Below are 17,642 nucleotides of genomic sequence, written 5' to 3'. Positions count from 1 at the left end.
TTTCAGGCTGCGTCGAAAGAGCAAGATTCTTGCAAAAACGATGCAAAAAACTTGAAAATAAAGCTTCACAAGCGAAGAAATGTTGTTTAGAATAGCGTTCTTCGCGAAATGCAGTAAGCAGTAGCGAAACAGACAAAGTTTTGACGATTTTGTCCCCTTCGTCTAGAGGCCTAGGACATCACCCTTTCACGGTGAGTACAGGGGTTCGAATCCCCTAGGGGACGCCAGAATTGGTGCCGGTAGCGAGTCGGTATCAGTTTAAAAATGCCAGGCAGTTTGTGGCGTAAAGCCCGCTGAAAGTTAGGCGGGTTTTTTTGTCGGTTTTGGAGCGGTAGTTCAGTTGGTTAGAATACCGGCCTGTCACGCCGGGGGTCGCGGGTTCGAGCCCCGTCCGCTCCGCCAAAACCTACGAAGTTCGGTGATATGCGCATGAAAATGCAGCAATGCCGGACAACTAGCAGGAAAGCAAAGTGAGTGACATCACAATGCTGTAGCAAGTTTGGAGCGGTAGTTCAGTTGGTTAGAATACCGGCCTGTCACGCCGGGGGTCGCGGGTTCGAGCCCCGTCCGCTCCGCCAAACGAAGAAAGCCCAGGCTTAACCGCCTGGGCTTTTTTTATGTCCGAAATCACTCGTCCATCGAGCATCACACAGGTATCGCAGGGTCTCGCAATGAGGCATTCCGAAGGTTTCGATACCGATTTTTCCTCTTCTGATTCCCCCTTTAATGGCCTTGCGGATTTTTCGCGTCGTTTTTTGAAATTTCGCAGTTCGTGCGCATTGCGACCGGGCGGTGACAGAGCGTCGGGATCTTGAGCTTACGACGCTCCGAAAGATGCACTGACAGAAGCGAGAAATGCCGATGAATCAGCGCATCAGGCAAGGGCGTTTCGGATCGAATTTCCAGTCCGGCACAAGATATTGCATGGCAACGCTGTCGTCGCGCGCACCGAGGCCGTGTTCGAGGTACAGCGCGTGGGCGGCCTCGACGGCGTCCATGTCCAGCGTCACCCCCAGACCCGGAACGGTCGGCACCTGCACGTTGCCGCCGACGATTTGCAGCGGGTTGCGCGTCAGGTATTGACCGTCCTGCCAGATCCAGTGGGTATCGATGGCAGTGATCTTGCCGGGCGCGGCCGCCGCCACGTGGGTGAACATCGCAAGCGACACATCGAAGTGGTTATTCGAGTGCGAGCCCCACGTCAGTCCCCACTCGTGGCACATCTGCGCGACGCGCACCGAGCCCTGCATCGTCCAGAAATGCGGATCGGCGAGCGGAATGTCCACGGACTGCAACTGAATCGCGTGGCCCATCTGACGCCAATCCGTCGCGATCATGTTGGTGGCCGTCGGCAACCCTGTCGCGCGGCGGAATTCCGCCATCACTTCACGACCCGAATAGCCGTTTTCTGCACCGCACGGATCTTCTGCGTACGCCAGCACGTCGTGCTGATCGCGGCACAGACGCACGGCCTCGGCCAGCGACCATGCGCCATTCGGATCGAGCGTCACGCGTGCCTGCGGGAAGCGCTTTGCAAGGGCGGTGACAGCTTCGATTTCCGCGTCGCCCTCCAGCACGCCACCTTTGAGCTTGAAGTCCTGAAAGCCGTAACGCGCATGTGCTGCCTCGGCCAGCTTGACGACGGCATCGGGTGTCATGGCGACTTCCGTACGCACGCGCTCCCAGTCGTCGCGTGCGCCGCGATTGTCGGCATAGGCCAGATCGGTGGCATTGCGGTCGCCGATGAAGAACAGATACCCGAGCATCGCGACTTCACTGCGCTGCTGTCCCTCGCCTAGCAGGGCGGCGACGGGCACGTCCAGGTGCTGACCGAGTAAGTCCAGCAGCGCGGCTTCGAGTGCGGTCACGGCGTGGATCGTCGTGCGCAGATCGAAGGTTTGCAGGCCACGTCCACCCGCATCGCGGTCGGCGAAGACGCGGCGCGTCTGACCGAGAATTGCCTGAACGTTGGCGACGGATTGTCCGACGACGTAGGGGCGTGCGTCCTCCAGCGTCTTGCGAATTGACTCACCGCCAGGCACTTCGCCAACGCCGGTATGCCCGGCGCTGTCCGTCAGGATGACGAGGTTGCGGGTGAAGAAAGGCCCGTGTGCGCCGCTGAGATTCAGCAGCATGCTGTCGCGGCCGGCGACGGGAACAACGCGCAATTCGGTGACGATGGGGGTTCGGCTCATGGCAGGGAACGTTGATCAGACCAAAGGGAACGAAGAGGATGACATATTGTTGTATGTCGTCAGACAACATTCTATGGAAAGTTCCGGAGATTGCCTTTGCGGGTATACCCGTTTTCTTGAAGTATCGGCCGAGTGAAGCTGTCAGTCGACGAAGTTGGGAGGGAGGGGGCGTGCGTGCGTAGTGCTTTTTGTTGTCGTACAACTTGGCCTGAATTCAGTCCGTCGCCGTGCCTTTGACATGCACGACCCAGCGCAGATACATCAGCAATCCGATGGCGGCGACCGCAACGCTCGCGCTGTTGGCGGCCCAGAATCCGGTGGCCCCGTGAAGCCAGGCGGGCGAGAGGCCGCCGACGTCGAAGCCGAGCACGTATCCGCCGCCCAATCCCACGCCCCATAGCGACAGGGCGTAGATGACGGTCGGTACGACCGCAACTTTCCATGCGCGCAAGACGAAGACGGCGTTCACCTGAAGGGCGTCGAAGATGTGATAGAAGGCGACGATGGTCAGCAGCGGCGCGGTGACGGCGGCGACCAGCGGGTCCGATGTGTAGGCGGCGAGCACCAGCGGTCGGCCGAGCCACATCAGCAAGGCCACGAGCAATCCCAACGTCCCGGCCAGCTCGACGCCACGCCGTCCGACCAGTTGCGCCGCCTTGTAGTCGCGTGAGCCGATGGCCTGCGCGGTGAGCGTTGCCGTTGCGATGCCGATCGACATCGGCAGCATGTACATGAGCGCGCCGAGGTTCGCGGCGATCTGATGGCCCGCAAGCGTGACGTCGCCCAGTCGGGCGATGAAGATCGCCATGAACGAGTAGGCCGTAACTTCGATGAGGTAACTCAAGCCCATCGGCACGCCGAGTTTGAGCAGTGCGCGAATCGCTTGCCACTGCGGCCAGCAGAACTTCGTAAAGACGCCGAATTCGCGCAGCTTCGGATGCCGCGCCATCAGCAGCAGTCCGAGGCCGCAGGAGACCCAGTTGATGGCGGTCGTGGCGATGGCGCACCCGGTACTGCCCAGCGCCGGAATGCCCAGTCGATCTACGCCGTAGATCAGCGCGAGATTCAGCGGCACCTTCAGCGCCAGTCCCGTCACCTGAATCATCATGACGATGCGCGGTTGCGCCACGGCCGTCGAGAGCGACGAGTACACGCGAAACAGCATGGCCGCCGGCAAGCCGTAAGCGAGGATATGCAGATAGGCGGTCGCGCGCGCCTCGAGTTCGGGCGTCGCTTCGGAGAGTCGCAGGATGAATTGCGGATGCGATAGCACGAGGAAGCCGGGCACCGCGAGGAACAGGGCGAGCCAGAACGTCTGACGCACTTCCTCGCCGATGGCGATGCGCTCACCCGCGCCGTAAAGCTGCGCGGCGATGGGGGAGAGGGCAACGAGAATGCCCATCAGGCCGACGTACACGGTGATGTAGATCGAGCCGCCGAGTGCGAGCGACGCGAGGTCGAAGGCCGAGGCACGGCCGACCATGGCGGTGTCCATCACCCCGAAGGCGATGACCGCCAACTGGCCGACCAGCACTGGCCATGCCAGCGCGGCAATGCGTTTGATGTCTTGCCACATGGTGTCGGACGATCAGCGCGGACGCGCCGCGCGACGCCACGGGCGCTCTTGCAGGACGTAAAGGCGGAAGCGTTCGTCACGGTCGGCTGCGCGACGGCCTTCCCACAGTTGACGCCACTCATAAGGCGCGAGCGAGAGCGGTTCGCTGTAGTCCTGCGAATCCTGGCGCAGCAGCACGTCGCAGTCGTCATCGGCCGAACCGAAGCGCATCTTGCCGAAGTAAGCGAACGACGCGAGCTGGGCATCGCCCACCCGTGCCGTGCGAATGCAGGTGTAGTCCGCAGGCAAATGGGACGCAATCTGCGCGGCCACGTCGCGATACGTTCTGCCGTAGTTGACGACCGGCAGCCAGAGCGTCATGAGCAACACCCACATCAGCGTCGTGCCGCCGGAGGACAGCACCACGCTGCGCCACAGCACCTTCGGGCTACGCGACACGCGCCATGCCACCAGCGCCACCCAGGCGCCCGTGACGATCAGCGCGCTGATCAGCGTGATCCAGCTGAATTCCGGGTTGAAACCGGGCACCAGGCGTCGCAGGTTACGTGCCGTCGATGCAGGAAAGCCCGTAATGCCTGCAAGCCAGACGATCCATACGAAGCCGGCCAGCACGGTAAACGACAGCACGGCGAACCAGTCGATGGCGTTGACGGTGCCGCGCTTGAGCGTCGGCAGACCGAAGGCGGCGATGATCGAGAGTGCAGGCAGGGCCAGCATGAAGAGCTGGTTGCCCTGATGCGCTTGCAGCACGATCAGCACGAGGATCGTGATGGCGAAGACGAGAGAGATCGCAATGTGCGGGGCGCGTCGCATGCCGCGCCAGGAGTACAGCGACCACGCCGCGAGCGGCCACGCAGGCCACGCGAACAGCGCCAGGTTCTTGGCGATGTAGCTCAGCGAGGCGATCGTGGGGCCGCTGAAAGCATCCATCCCGATATCGGCCCACTCGCCGAGCCAGCGGCGCGCACCTTCGGCAAATTTGAGGGCTGCGAGGGGCCACGTGCAGGCGATGAGCAGAGTGATCGGGGTGGAGACGAGCAACAGCATGCGCAGCGGAAGCGCACGACACACCACGGCCGCGATCATGCCTGCGAGCCACAGCGAGAGTGTCATGAGCGGGGACGACGCCAGCGCCATCCCGCCGAGTGCCAGACCAAACCACACGGCACCCTGACGCGGCTTATCCAGACTGCGTACCAAGCCGTAGATCGCCATCGAGATCAGCGTGAGCTGCCCGACGGTGGCGGTCGTTTCATGGCCGCGCTCGGCCAGACCGAAGCACGCCAGCAGAATCAGCAACGCGCCATCGGCGAGGGTGCGACCGTAGTCACGCGGTTCCGGTTCACCGCCGAAAGCGTATTTGAATGGTTGCACTTCCGGGCGGCGGCCCAGCAGATAGGTGCCGTACCAGATGAACGTGCAGGTGACGTAGAAGCAAAGGCCCGTGACGATGCGGGCGGCGTCGGGTGCATCGAGCCACGAGAAGGCGCGGATGGAGAGTGCGCCGAGCCACGAGACGAGCGGGCCGTTGTCGTAAATCGGTTTGCCAGCGATGTTCGGCAACAACCAGTCGGACAGATGGCCGTGCGCCATCGTCCACATGATGCCGAAGCCTGCGGCGTCTTCGTTTTTCCACGGATCGCGACCGAACAACCCCGCCAGCACATAGATGACGCAAATGGCGATCAACAGCGAACGCGGTAGCGCGCTGGTGGCGGAGGCGGTGATGCGAACTCGTTTCATAGGCGATACGACAGGATCGGCAGGGCAGCCGGATCGGAAAGACTGAGGGGCTGAGCCGGAACTGGCTCGGGGGCGATGCTCGGGGTGAAACCGTGACCAACGCTCAGGGCAGACCTAAGGGGAAACGCGTGGCACCCTGAAAAGCCGACAGTATGACAGTAACCGACGACTTGGCGCAGCGCAGGCCCAAGAAAAAAGGGCAGCCTGAGCTGCCCCTTTCCAATGCTTTTCACAACGTCGGGATCTTGTCCCTGATGCGCTGACCGGCAAACGCCTGTCCGGTCCCGCATCGCGTTGTACGGCGCGTAGCCGATGAAGCTTACGCTGCCTTGCCGCCGGCGCGCGTGCCGAACTTCTTGCGGAACTTGTCCACGCGACCTTCAGCATCCATGATGCGCGTTTCGCCGGTGTAGAAGTTGTGCGATGCCGACGAGGTATCCAGCTTCACGAGCGGGTACTCTTTGCCGTTGAACTCGGCCGTTTCCTTCGTGTTGATCGTCGAACGCGAGACGAACTGGAAGTCGACGCCCGGCGTCATGTCGCGAAACAGGACTTCGCGGTAATTCGGGTGAATGCCTTCTTTCATGGTGCACCTTGAGTTAAGTCGGTAGCCAGTCTGCGCGAGCCCCTTGCCCGCTAACGCTATCGCCGTCGCTGTATTGACGGGAAACGCGCCAACCACTTTCCGGATTTGGAAAACGCGCATTATGCCATGAAAACAACAACTTTCGCAAAGTTTTCATGGGGTTGCGGCGGGCCCGTCCGGCGGGGCGGCGGCGGTGTCCGGCGCAGATGCCGCCTGGGCGGCGGGATCTTGCAGAAAATAGCGCGAAAAGAGCATGTACAGGGCCGGATACTCGCGCTGGAAGGCCTCGGGGGCGACGAAGAATGCCTCAGCGCAGACGGCGAAGAATTCTGACTCGTGTTCCGTCGCGTAGGGATCGAGCAGGGACGTCGAGGCGAAGGCGTTCCAATGCTCGTCGGGCACGTTCGCCACATGGTGGCAGAACTCCTCGTACGCCGGGTCGAACACATCGCACCATGCTTCGGACGTCAGGTCGCCATGAAGACGGCGCAGCATGGGCGGCACGCCGTCCGCTTCCCCGCCTTCCATATCGATCTTGTGGACGAACTCGTGGATCACGACGTTGTACGCCAGCACGTCGCTTGCCTGAACGTCCTGCCACGACAGCACCACCGGGCCGCCTTCCCACGCTTCGCCGCTGGCTTCCTGTTCGACGTCGTGCACGATGCCCGCTTCATCCTGAACCGTCTTGCGAATCAGGAATTCGCCGGGATAGAGCACGATGCCGGTCCATCCGCGATACAGCGCTGGTGGCAGATGCAGAATCGGAAGGCAGGCCTGCGCGGCGACCGAGACGCACATGGCTTGCGTCAGCGGCAGGTCGTGAGTCGTCGAGAAATGCTTGCCCGCCAGAAAGTCGGCCGCCAGTGCGCGGAGCTTTTCCAGATCGGCGGTGCTGCGTCGGGAAAGAAACGGCAAGGCGTTGACGACCTCGCGCCAGACGTCGTCTTCAATGGACGTGGCTTGTTGGGAAAGTCCCAGGCGGGCGAACAGAGTCTTGAGCATAACGGGCGTGGCCGGGCGCGGGTGCCGCCGCGACCTCTTCATACGATGGATCGCAGTGTGCAACGCAGCCGCGCGAAGAGCAATGACGTAACGATTCTAATTTAGCTGCTTCTGAATTGCCGCAAAAATCGCACCGCACAACGCCACGATGGCAATGAAATGAAAGCCGTCGATGAACGAGAGAAACGACGCCTGCCGCTCGATCATCCGGGCAATCTGTGCGAGCGCCGCACCCTGCGCCTGCGAAGCGGCAACGCCCGCATGCGTGAGCGCATTCGCGAGCGACTCCAGCGTCTGCGTGAAGATCGGATTGTAAGGATTGGCCACTTCCGTGAGCCGGGTGCGATGCAGGGCTTCCCGGTGCTGCTCGAACGCGACGATGGTGGAGACGGCGAACGAGCCGGAGAGCTGCCGGAGAATGTTCTTGAGGCGATATCCGTGCACGAAACTCTCGTGATCGAAGGTGCGGAACGTGAGGTTCGCCACCGGCAAGACGGTGAAAATGCCGAACACCGCCTTGAGCGCGAGAACGCCGTAAAGCTGCGACTGCCCGGCGTCCGGTGGCATGGCGCCGAGCCACATGCTGGTGGCGATCGTCATCAGAAAACCGCTCACGATCAGCAGCTTCTTGTTCGTGATGAACTTCGCCACACGGAAGTAGGCGAGTAGCAGGATGACGGTGAGTAGCGCGGAGTAGCCAAGCAGTTGTCCGGTGCGCTCGACCGTGAAGCCGAACCCCTGTTCCAGCAACCGCGGCATCAGATAGCTCTGCGTGTTCGCCAGATAGTAGTAAGCCGCGTAGAGCAGGAGTCCGACCTGGAACTCGCGTCGACGTAACGGCTGCAAGCGGATGAACGGCGCAGGATGCTGCCATTGGTGATAGCCGAACCACACCAGCGCGCCCACGCCCACGACGGTGAGCAATGGCAACACGGGCGTTTGCAGCCACAGCGTGTAACGCATCTCCTGGAGCACGACCTGAAATGCACCCATCGCAAGAGCAAAGGCCATGAATGGTGCGAACGGATAACTGCCGCCGGTGGCGCGGTCGCGCAGGCGGCCGACATCCGGTATGGCGAACCATGCAAGGCCTGCGAGCAGCACGGCCGGCGGCGCGGTGCACAGAAAAAGCGTGCGCCAGGTGTATTCGGAGACGAGCAGGCCGCCGATGAGCGGTGCCGCTGCTGAGCCGGTGAATAGCAGCAGGGCGAAGGTCTGGACCGTTTTGCCGCGACGCTCGGCAGGCACGCTCACCTGCGCGAGGATCCGGCACGAGCTCATCCAACTGCCAGCGCAGAAGCCCTGACACGCGCGTGCGATCACGAGTTGCGTCACGCTTTCGCTGGTGCCGGCAAGCACGGCGCCGCACGCGTAAAGCAGCAGCGACGCCGTCAGATAACGGCGGTAGCCGATGCGCTCGACGAACCACTGTTGTTTAAGAATGGCGAGCACCGAGGCGATGCCATACGCCGTGGTCATCCATACGAATTCTTTGGGGGACGCATCGACGCCGCCGGAAACATAGACGGCGAAATACACGAGGAGCGCGTTCTCGAAGAACTCCAGCCCGGGGATCAGGCCGAGGGCGTAACGATAGGCCTCGACGCGCATGGGGCGCAGCGGGTCCGCGCCACCGGTGTTGCCCGGAGACGGCGGGCTTGGCGGCGCTGTGGACGAGGTCGGAGGCACGGCGGGAGGCATGATCGGACTTGGCGTGACTCAGTGCGACGGGGGTGTCTTGCGCGCTGTGGCGGCGCGCTCAGCCAGCAAGTCGTCGGCCGGTACACCCTGAAGGCGCTGTTCGATGTAGCGAAGGTCGTGACGGATCTGGGCTTCCAACGTCTCGGCGTCGCGCAATTCGCGACGCACCTGCGCGGTGCGCTCGCGCAGCGTGTCGAGCTGCGACGTGAGTGCGTCCCGCACGACTTGCAGATCTTCCTCGTTCATGCGCGATTTGCCCGCTTCGACCATGCGACGCGGACGTTTGAGCATTTCGGTAATCGCGGCAATCGAGAAGCCGAGCGAGCGCATGCGAAGAATGCGCCCGAAGGTTTCGAGATCGGCGGACGTGTACATGCGGTAGCGTCCGCCACTGCGGGCGGGGACGACGAGGTTTAGCTCCTCGTAATACTTCAAGGTGCGCGCCGTGACACCGAGCGCGGCAGCTGCCTGACCGACGGTCAGCAGCGACGCATCGTCCGGTGTGGCGCCGCCGGGGACGGTCGATGAGAGATCTGCGGACATGAACGTGCCTCCGATCGAATGATGGACGGAATCTTATCACAACCTATACGTGAACGTACAGGTTTGGGTGTGGCGCATCACTAAGAGCGTCTGAGCGGAAATGCAATCGGCCCGGAGAGCGTGGACGTCTGAGACGTCGCTGCTCACCGGGCCGATGGGAGGAGGCTGGAGGGTAGGGGAAACTAGCGCGCCGCCAGATTCGGCGCCGTTTCCCAGCGAATCGCGCGGACGCCGGCGGTGTCGCCGAGCGTCGAGACAAGATGTACGAGCGCGGCGCGACCACTGCGGTCGCAGCGCAACACGTAGTCGAGCTCCAGCAGGTAGCCGCCGGAGCGGTCGATGCGGGTCGCCGTTTCCGGCGAAATCCGCTGCGAGCGAAGGGCGTTGCGCACCGTGGCGTCGATGGTGTCTGCCCGGGACGCCAGCGTCAGCACGACGAGGCGGTACTGGGGCGACGAGTGCGACGCAGTGGTGTGGGGCGTCGGCGTGACATTCGATGTGGCAGACGCCGGTGCGAGGCGAGTGCGAGCGCGATCGAACAGCGACGGGATAAGCATTTGCAGCGTCATGGTGTCCTCCTGATTCAAGGGCCTGAGACGGCGGATGCCGGGGCTTGGCGATGCATCGTGTGCAGTCCGCTTCCGGGCCACGGATGGCGCGGGAGGCATACGTATAACGTCACGCGATACATGAATTCGACGCAAGCGTCGGCAGGCTTGATTGCGCCTCGGGCGACCGACGATGTCATGTCGGTTGCGTGGCGGCGCTAAAAAGCGTGCCTTGTTCCGGATGACGCGACGTCATCCGTCAAACAAACGCTGAACTGCGGAGATAGGTGCGGGAAATCTGAATCGCTTGCCGAAGTCTCGGATGACGCTGACGTCATGGGGATTCGGTGCGATCGGTGCACTACCGCTGCGGCATTGAGACCGGCAGCGGCAGTCGGGGACGACTGCGGGTTACCGGGCCAACGCCTCGCCGGTCATTGCCGACGCTTGCGTGCTACTAGAGCAACTGCCCACGGAAAACTCCGTCGTAATTGGAAAGGACCCATTCTAGGGATTTGGTGCGCGTCTGTAAAGAAAATGGCGGGATTTCGCGGCGTTTTGTCGCGAAATTGACGACATTTCTTCAAAAATTGGCGATTTCTTAATGCGTAGCCGTCGAGTGCTTCGATTGCCTGTCGCGGTGTCCTGATCGGCTCAGCCGGGCAGCACTTTGCCGGGATTCATCAGCCCGAGCGGATCGAACGCTGACTTGAGTGCGCGCATCAGCGCTATTTCCACGGGCGATTTGTAATGGGCGGACGCGTCACGCTTGAACTGCCCGAGGCCATGCTCGGCGCTGATCGTGCCGCGATGCGCATGCACGCTGTCGTGGACGGCGGCGGTGACGGGGCTCTGATATTGCGTGAGGAAGGCGGCCGGGTCGATGCCGTCGGGCGCCATCACGTTGTAGTGCAGATTCCCGTCGCCGAGATGGCCGAACGTCACCATTCGCGCACCGGGCGCAATGCCCTGCACGATGGGGTCGGTCGCTGCGATGAACGCGGGCACCTGCGAGACGGGCACAGCGATGTCGTGCTTGATGTTGAGACCCTTAGCCGATTGCGCCAGCGGAATGCTCTCGCGCAGATGCCAGAGCGCATTCGACTGCGTGAGGCTGCTGGCGACAATGGCGTCGCGCACGATGCCCCGCTCGATGGCCGCATTCAGCACCCGTTCCAACAGGTCGCGCGCGTGTGCCTCGCTCTCGTTGTCGGAGAGTTCAAGCAGTACCGATTGCGCATAGGGTTGGGCGAACGGATAGCGCTGCGACGTGAAGACCTGCGCGACCAGTTGCAGACAGAAATCCGACATCAGTTCGAAGCCCGTGAGCAACGGCCCAGCCATACGCTGTGCAAGATTCAGCAAAGCGAGGGCGTCGGCAGGGCTGTCGAGCGCGGCGAGCGCCGTCATGCGCGCGGCGGGTTGCGCGAAGAGCTTGAGCGTCGCCGCAGTGATCAGGCCGAGCGTGCCTTCCGCACCGATGAACAGATCGCGCAGATCGTACCCGGTGTTGTCCTTGCGCAGGCCGCGCAAGCCGTCCCACAACTCGCCCTGCGGCGTGACGACTTCGAGACCCAAACACAACTCACGTGCGTTGCCGTATCGCAGCACCGCCGTGCCGCCTGCGTTCGTCGCCAGATTGCCGCCGATAGTGCAGCTACCTTCTGCCGCGAGGCTCAGCGGAAACAGACGCTCAGCTGCGGCCGCAGCGGCCTGCACATTGGCGAGGAGGCACCCGGCTTCGGCAGTGAGCGTCAGGTTATCGGCATCTACCTGACGGATGCGATCGAGGCGTCGCAGACTGATCACGACCTGACGCCCGCTGGTGTCGGGCGTCGCGCCGCCGGCAAGGCCGGTGTTTCCCCCTTGCGGCACCATCGGTACGCCATGTGCGACGCACAGACGCACAAGCGCGGCGGTCTGGGCGGCGTCGGCGGGACGTAGGACTGCGAGCGCGTTGCCAACGTACCGTTTGCGCTGATCGGTGAGGTAAGTGCCGGTGTCGGCGCACTCGGTCAGCACATGATCGCGGCCCAGCAGGTCGCGGCACGCAGTGAGGAATTCGGCTTGATTCATGGGGTGAAGGCGGGCGAAGGCGCGAGGCTGAGACGGGAAGCAGGGAGGGCGTCGCCTGACGGGGAATTGCAGCGCGCTAGCGCGCTGCTGCCGCCCGGGCCTTCGCAGCGCGCTTGAAAGGCCGCAGATAAAAGACGGTCGCGAGGAAAAAGACCAGCGACAGCGCTGTCTCGATCCAGGCAAGCGTGGCAGATGGGCCGGTATCGCTCATGCCACGCACCACGCCTTCTGCGAGGAATAGCAGGATGAACATGCTCGACCACTGGAGCGTATACAGATTGCCGCGCAATACGCCGCGCAGTGGCAGGAGCAAAAGCAACGCCTTGAGCACCAGCCACGAACCGCCCGGACGCAGCGGCGCCAGCCACAGTTCCCAGGCTACCGACAACGCGATCAGCGCCAGCAAGCTGGCAATGCTTACTCGTCGCAACCCCTGAGCGTCGCTCGGCGCGGGTGCCCGACGGGCATCGACATGCGGGTCATCGTCACGCGGGAGGTCGTGTTGACGGTCGGGCGGTGTGGCAGTCATGGGCTTGTCTCGTGGCCTGTACTACTGCGGGAAATGATCATTCTGCCAGCTTGCAGGCTGCGCGTGCGAGTCTTGCGCCGAGTGCCGAAGCCAACTGACGTTCGTCCGCCGAGAGCGGGTTGCCGTCGTGTGCGAAGTGCGTCGCGCCGTAAGGTGAGCCGCCGGTGCGCGTGCTCGAGAGCGCAGGCTCGGTGTACGGGAGCCCCATGAGCAGCATGCCGTGGTGCAGCAGTGGAATCATCATCGACAACAACGTGCTTTCCTGACCGCCGTGAAGGCTCGCGCTGGACGTGAACACGCATGCGGGTTTGCCAGCGAGCGCGCCGGACAACCATTGGGGCGTGGTGCCGTCGAGAAAGTACTTCAGCGCAGCGGCCATGTTGCCGAAGCGGGTCGGCGAGCCGAGCGCGAGACCCGCGCACTCTTCCAGATCGCGCAATTCGACGTACGGCGGGCCGCTGTCCGGGATGTCCGGTGCGCTGGCCTCGCATACCGTCGACACGGCGGGCACGGTGCGCACGCGCGCCTGTGCGCCGGGTACGCTGTCGATCCCGGCAGCAATGCATTGGGCGAGTTGTGCGGTCGTGCCGTGACGGCTGTAGTACAAAACGAGGATTTCAGTCATTGATGCGAGTGAGCGAAGGATCGAATGCGAGCCGGTTGACCGGAGTCGCGGGCTTTCCATCTTCCGGAGCACGCTGGCAACGCTGCCAAAGCCCTGAGTGCAGAGTGAAAAGCCTGCGAAAAGTGCGGGTATTATAGGGCGTTCCTGGTGGCGTGATTGTTGGGTGGAGGGGCGGCGGCGGATGGCGTTCGACCTGCCGCCGTCGCCGGATTTTTGTCACGCTGCCGTACCTGCGTCGTGTGTGTAGTGATTTCGTTGTGCCTGTGTATTACCTCGTAAGGAGCCCGATTTGTTCAAACTGTCCCGCATCAACTGGAATAACGTTCGCCAATTGCTGAGGTACGCGCTTGCGCGGGCACAGGACGACCGGATTCCCCAAGTGGCGGGCAGTCTGACGTTCACCTCGATTCTGTCGATCGTGCCGTTGTTCGCCGTGACCTTCGCCTTGTTCACGGCCTTTCCGATCTTCAATTCGTTTCGCGACGCGCTTCAGGGCTTTCTGCTCGAACACCTGATGCCGGAGAGCGTGAACGCACAGATATTCAATTACCTCAATCAGTTCGCCTCGAAAGCGAAGAGCCTGACGGCGTTCGGTCTGATCGGCTTGCTCTTCACCTCCGTGCTGACGTTGATGACGATCGAGTCGGCGTTCAACGTCATCTGGCGTGTGCCGCGTCCGCGCCCACTGGCCCAGCGTCTGCTCATTTACTGGAGCCTGCTCACGCTCGGGCCGTTGCTGTTCGGTGTGAGTCTGTCGATCAGCTCCTATGTTTTTACGCAATCGATGTCGCTGGTGAGCACTTTGCCACCCGCCGTGGCGTCGCTGCTCAGCCTGATTCCGCTGGCACTCACGAGCGTGGCGTTCATGCTGATGTACGTCTACATGCCGAACTGCAAGGTCGACTGGCGCGACGCGTTGGTGGGTGGCGTGGTGGCGGCGCTGGCGTTCGATCTGACCAAGCGCGGCTTCGGCATGTACATCCGGCAGTTCCCGACCTATACGGCGGTGTACGGTGCCTTCGCGGCCGTGCCGATCTTCCTGCTCTGGATCTACCTGTCGTGGCTCGTCGCACTGGCGGGCGCCACGATCACATCGGTCCTTCCCGCGTTGCGCCTTGGACATTTCCAATATCCGCGCTTCCCCGGCAGCGATTTGCTCGATGGACTGACACTCATCCATCTGCTCAATCAGGATCGTGAAGCCGGTGGCGGGGGGTACACGACGCAGCAACTGGCGCGCACCATGCGCACGGGTCTTGAACACGCTAACGAGCTGCTGTGCCGCCTCGAACGCATGGGGTGGGTCGGACGCATGACCATGCAACCCCCCGCCGAGCGCTGGCTGCTGCTCGCGAACCCTCGGACGACGACGCTGTCACCGCTCGTCGCCCAACTGGCGCTCAATGTTGACGAACTGGCCCGGCAGATGGAGCGTCATGCGCTGGACGGCGCGCACGTGGCCGACATCCTGCGCGAGGGGAAGTGGGACGTGCCGCTTGTCGACGCGCTGCCGCGCGATCCGTCGCTACCCGATGCGAACGCGTCGGACGAGGACATACAGGACGTAGCGGACGTAGAGGACGTAGAGGACGAAGGCGATGCGCATGCCGGCCCCCGCCGTGGGACCGAAGCGTCTTCGACGCAGGATGTCCGGCACTGGACCCCCGCGCCGGGCAAGCGCTAAAGCTTGATACGGCCGACGCAGATGTCGCGAAACATCACCCAGTCGCCCATCAGGCTGTAGACGGGGTGCCGAAACGTGGCGGGCCGGTTCTTCTCGAAGAAGAAATGCCCGACCCACGCGAATGCATAACCGCAAACGACTGCCGCAAGCAGCCACCACGCGTTGCCCGTCGCAGCGAACGTCACCAAAAAAGCGATCACACCCCACGAGCCGACGAAGTGCAGTCGGCGGCACGTGGCATTCCTGTGTTCGCCGAGATAGAACGGGTAAAAGTCCGCGAACCGGTCGAACGTTCGTGATGCCGGTGCGGGGTCATGGCCCTCGGTCATGGCAAGTCTCCTTGTCCTGGATGGCGAAAGCGACGTCTTCGCCTTACATCTTGGTCACACATCCCGATCATGCTGTGTCGAACCTGCATGCCTGCGTGCTGACCGGGTCAATCCCGCAAGAATCGTTTGAGCGCATCGAGCAGCGCATCCGGTTGTTCCGTCATGATGGCATGGCCAGCATTGACGAGTTCCACCTTGACCGGCGCGCCGTTGTCTCGCAAGGCATCGAGCAGGGCGTGCGCGGCGCGCGGTGGTGTCATCTGGTCGCGCTGTCCCAGCACGGCCAGCACCGGACATTTAATTCGGGCGGCGGCGTCCATGCCCTGATCGTAGCCGTTGCAGGCCTCGAAATCCGTAAGAAACACTTTGGCCGGATTCCGTTGCGCGACACGCTCCATCAACCGCTGGTTGCCGCCCCATGTCCAGAACCCGGGGCCCGGCGCGGACGGTTTGGCCGCGAGCGTGCTATGCGACCACGCATTGACCAGTGCGATAGCCTCGGACTCGCGCTCGGCGGCGGCGCTGAGCAATGTGTCTGCGACTTTCATCGGGTAGGCCGTGCCCACCAGCGCGATGCGCGAGACACGTGCCGGATGGCGTGCCGCCGCGTCTAGTGCGATCAGGGACCCCATGCTGTGGCCCACCCATGTTGCGCGCTCGACACCCGCCGCGTCGAGCACTGCGACTACCCAATCCGCCATCGCGCCGATAGTCTTTAACGGTGCACCGGTGCTGCGATGATGCCCCGGCAGATCGAGCGCGAGCACGTTCATGCCGTGATGCGCCAGATATCGACTCTGCAGTCCCCAGACACTGTGATCGTGCTGGGCGCCATGCAGGAAGACTACGGTCGGCTGCGTCGGTTGGATCGGTTTGCCTGCGGTGTAGGCGTAGACGTTATTGTCGGCAATGTCGAAATTCATCGTGCCTGCCCCTTCGAAGACGATTTCACCGCTGCCTTGAGGCCTCGCTTGAGGTCTTGAATCAGATCGTCGGCGTCTTCCAGGCCGATGGACAGGCGTACCGTGCCTTCCCCGATGCCGGCAGCGGCGAGGGCGGCGGCGTCCATGCGGAAGTGCGTGGTGGACGCGGGATGAATGACCAGCGAGCGTGCGTCGCCGACGTTCGCGAGGTGCGAGAACAGCTGCAAGGCTTCAATGAATCGCCGACCGGCTTCGCGATCTCCCTTCAGGTTGAAACTGAACACTGCACCGGCCCCGCGCGGGAGTAACCGTTTCGCCAGTGCGTAATCGGGGTGCGATGCCAACTCGGGGTAGGCGACGCTCTCGACCGCTTCGTGACCCGCGAGGAACTCGACAACTTTGCGCGCATTCTCGACGTGGCGCGCCATGCGCAACGGAAGCGTTTCGATCCCCTGAAGCAGTTGCCAGGCGGCCTGTGGGTGAAGGCATGCGCCGAAATCGCGCAACCCTTCGCGCCGTGCACGCAGCAGGAACGGCGCGACCGAGCTTTCTTCCGCGAAGACCATGCCGTGGAAGCCGTCATAGGGCTCGGTGAGCTCGGGAAATTTGCCGCTTTTCTCGAAATCGAACGTGCCGCCGTCGATCAGCACGCCACCGATGGTCGTGCCGTGACCGCCGAGGAATTTGGTCGCCGAGTGATAAACGAGGTCCGCACCGTGCTCGAAGGGCTGGATGAGCCACGGCGTCGTGAACGTGCTGTCGACGAGCAGGGGAACGCCCGCGTCGTGTGCGACGTCCGCGACCTGTGCGATGTCGAGCACATCGAGGCCGGGATTCCCCAGCGTCTCGCCGAAAAACAGGCGCGTCTCGGGGCGAACGGCCGCCCGCCAGCCCGCCAGATCGCCGGGGCGAACGAACGTCGTTTCGATGCCGAACCGGCGCAACGTGTAATGCAGCAGATTGTGCGAACCGCCGTAGAGCGCGCTTGACGCCACGATATGCGAACCCGCCCCCATCAGTGTCGCGATGGCCAGATGCAGCGCGGCTTGTCCGCTCGCCGTTGCAATCGCGCCGACGCCGTTCTCCAGCGCTGCCATGCGTTCTTCGAAGACCGCGTTCGTCGGATTCGAAATCCGGGAATACACGTGCCCGGCACGCTCCATATTGAACAGGGCGGCCGCCTGATCGGCATCGGAAAACACAAAGGAGGTGGTCTGGTAGATCGGTGTGGCGCGCGCTCCCGTGGTGGGATCGGGGGCCGCCCCGGCGTGCAGGGCAAGCGTATCGAAGTGCGGGACTGACATGTCGTGGATGGCCTCGCAGGTGGTGTGACGTGAACTTTACGTATACGGCAATCCTAGCACCACCTTCGTGCGCTCCGGCGGGCATTACGGGGGTGATCAGGGAAATTGCGGTGTTGTCTCATGTCAGGGATAAGGTGTTGTCCGAGAGAGGGGCAGAATCGGCTGAAAACCCGCGTGGTACGGCGATGACGGCGTTCTTCGCCTTTCCTTTTGGGACGCTTTCCGATAGCATCCACCGAACAGGTTCTAATCACTATTTGACACGGAGACAGCGG

General features: G+C 62.7%; 15 protein-coding genes and 3 tRNA genes. 4 read left to right on the top strand and 14 right to left on the bottom strand.

The features are described 5' to 3' along the window. Nucleotides 1-151 precede the first annotated feature (151 nt). The 3 genes from PCO31010_RS04525 to PCO31010_RS04515 all read left to right on the top strand — a co-directional run bounded on the left by PCO31010_RS04525 (nucleotide 152) and on the right by PCO31010_RS04515 (nucleotide 578). A tRNA-Glu gene (locus PCO31010_RS04525) sits at nucleotides 152-227 on the top strand. A 98-nt stretch (nucleotides 228-325) separates the two neighbouring features. Beyond that, nucleotides 326-402: transfer RNA gene (locus tag PCO31010_RS04520), tRNA-Asp, on the top strand. 99 nt (nucleotides 403-501) lie between these two features. Further along, nucleotides 502-578, top strand: a tRNA-Asp gene (locus PCO31010_RS04515). 288 nt (nucleotides 579-866) lie between these two features. On the opposite strand, the gene gudD is transcribed toward PCO31010_RS04515, so the two are convergent. The 11 genes from gudD to wrbA all read right to left on the bottom strand — a co-directional run bounded on the left by gudD (nucleotide 867) and on the right by wrbA (nucleotide 13,127). Beyond that, on the bottom strand, nucleotides 867-2,195 hold the full coding sequence (gudD, locus tag PCO31010_RS04510; protein ID WP_150663149.1) for a glucarate dehydratase: 1,329 nt from the start codon (nucleotides 2,193-2,195) through the stop codon (nucleotides 867-869). A 214-nt stretch (nucleotides 2,196-2,409) separates the two neighbouring features. Beyond that, nucleotides 2,410-3,771, bottom strand: coding sequence for an MATE family efflux transporter (locus tag PCO31010_RS04505; protein WP_150663148.1), 1,362 nt, complete (start codon nucleotides 3,769-3,771; stop codon nucleotides 2,410-2,412). Nucleotides 3,772-3,783: 12 nt separating this feature from the next. Next, on the bottom strand, nucleotides 3,784-5,514 hold the full coding sequence (locus PCO31010_RS04500) for an ArnT family glycosyltransferase (RefSeq protein WP_150663147.1): 1,731 nt from the start codon (nucleotides 5,512-5,514) through the stop codon (nucleotides 3,784-3,786). Between the two features lie 319 nt (nucleotides 5,515-5,833). Continuing rightward, nucleotides 5,834-6,100: a type B 50S ribosomal protein L31 gene (locus PCO31010_RS04495; RefSeq protein ID WP_150663146.1), complete on the bottom strand. Its 267-nt coding sequence runs from the start codon at nucleotides 6,098-6,100 to the stop codon at nucleotides 5,834-5,836. A 153-nt stretch (nucleotides 6,101-6,253) separates the two neighbouring features. Next, on the bottom strand, nucleotides 6,254-7,105 hold the full coding sequence (locus tag PCO31010_RS04490) for a M90 family metallopeptidase (RefSeq protein WP_150663145.1): 852 nt from the start codon (nucleotides 7,103-7,105) through the stop codon (nucleotides 6,254-6,256). A gap of 96 nt (nucleotides 7,106-7,201) precedes the next feature. After that, nucleotides 7,202-8,806, bottom strand: a complete 1,605-nt coding sequence (locus PCO31010_RS04485) for an MFS transporter (RefSeq protein WP_150663144.1) — start codon at nucleotides 8,804-8,806, stop codon at nucleotides 7,202-7,204. An 18-nt stretch (nucleotides 8,807-8,824) separates the two neighbouring features. Next, complete coding sequence (locus PCO31010_RS04480) at nucleotides 8,825-9,349, bottom strand: MerR family transcriptional regulator (RefSeq protein ID WP_150663143.1); 525 nt, start codon at nucleotides 9,347-9,349, stop codon at nucleotides 8,825-8,827. 182 nt (nucleotides 9,350-9,531) lie between these two features. Then, entirely contained in the window at nucleotides 9,532-9,918 is a 387-nt protein-coding gene (locus PCO31010_RS04475) for a hypothetical protein (protein WP_150663142.1), read from the bottom strand. Nucleotides 9,919-10,551: 633 nt separating this feature from the next. Further along, nucleotides 10,552-11,973: an FAD-binding oxidoreductase gene (locus tag PCO31010_RS04470; RefSeq protein ID WP_150663141.1), complete on the bottom strand. Its 1,422-nt coding sequence runs from the start codon at nucleotides 11,971-11,973 to the stop codon at nucleotides 10,552-10,554. A gap of 76 nt (nucleotides 11,974-12,049) precedes the next feature. Further along, a complete protein-coding gene (locus PCO31010_RS04465; protein WP_150663140.1) occupies nucleotides 12,050-12,502 on the bottom strand; it encodes a DUF2069 domain-containing protein in 453 nt (150 codons plus the stop codon). Between the two features lie 37 nt (nucleotides 12,503-12,539). Then, nucleotides 12,540-13,127, bottom strand: a complete 588-nt coding sequence (gene wrbA / locus PCO31010_RS04460) for an NAD(P)H:quinone oxidoreductase (RefSeq protein WP_039397667.1) — start codon at nucleotides 13,125-13,127, stop codon at nucleotides 12,540-12,542. A gap of 289 nt (nucleotides 13,128-13,416) precedes the next feature. Between wrbA and PCO31010_RS04455 the strand changes: the two genes are divergently transcribed. Next, nucleotides 13,417-14,811, top strand: coding sequence for a YihY family inner membrane protein (locus PCO31010_RS04455; protein WP_246184438.1), 1,395 nt, complete (start codon nucleotides 13,417-13,419; stop codon nucleotides 14,809-14,811). On the opposite strand, the gene PCO31010_RS04450 is transcribed toward PCO31010_RS04455, so the two are convergent. The 3 genes from PCO31010_RS04450 to PCO31010_RS04440 form a co-directional block, all read right to left on the bottom strand. Then, nucleotides 14,808-15,140 carry an Mpo1-like protein gene (locus PCO31010_RS04450; protein ID WP_150663139.1) on the bottom strand — a complete coding sequence of 111 codons (333 nt, stop codon included), beginning with the start codon at nucleotides 15,138-15,140 and terminating at the stop codon, nucleotides 14,808-14,810. The genes PCO31010_RS04455 and PCO31010_RS04450 overlap by 4 nt on opposite strands. A 107-nt stretch (nucleotides 15,141-15,247) precedes the next feature. After that, the gene (locus PCO31010_RS04445) at nucleotides 15,248-16,063 is read right to left on the bottom strand and encodes an alpha/beta fold hydrolase (RefSeq protein ID WP_150663138.1); all 816 of its coding nucleotides are present in this window, start codon (nucleotides 16,061-16,063) and stop codon (nucleotides 15,248-15,250) included. Then, entirely contained in the window at nucleotides 16,060-17,367 is a 1,308-nt protein-coding gene (locus tag PCO31010_RS04440; protein WP_150663137.1) for an O-acetylhomoserine aminocarboxypropyltransferase, read from the bottom strand. Before PCO31010_RS04440 ends, PCO31010_RS04445 begins: the two co-directional genes overlap by 4 nt. Nucleotides 17,368-17,642: the final 275 nt, after the last annotated feature.

It is taken from the genome of Pandoraea commovens (genome assembly GCF_902459615.1).
Classification (GTDB): Bacteria; Pseudomonadota; Gammaproteobacteria; order Burkholderiales; family Burkholderiaceae; genus Pandoraea; species Pandoraea commovens.
This window is presented reverse-complemented; position numbering and strand designations above follow the sequence as displayed.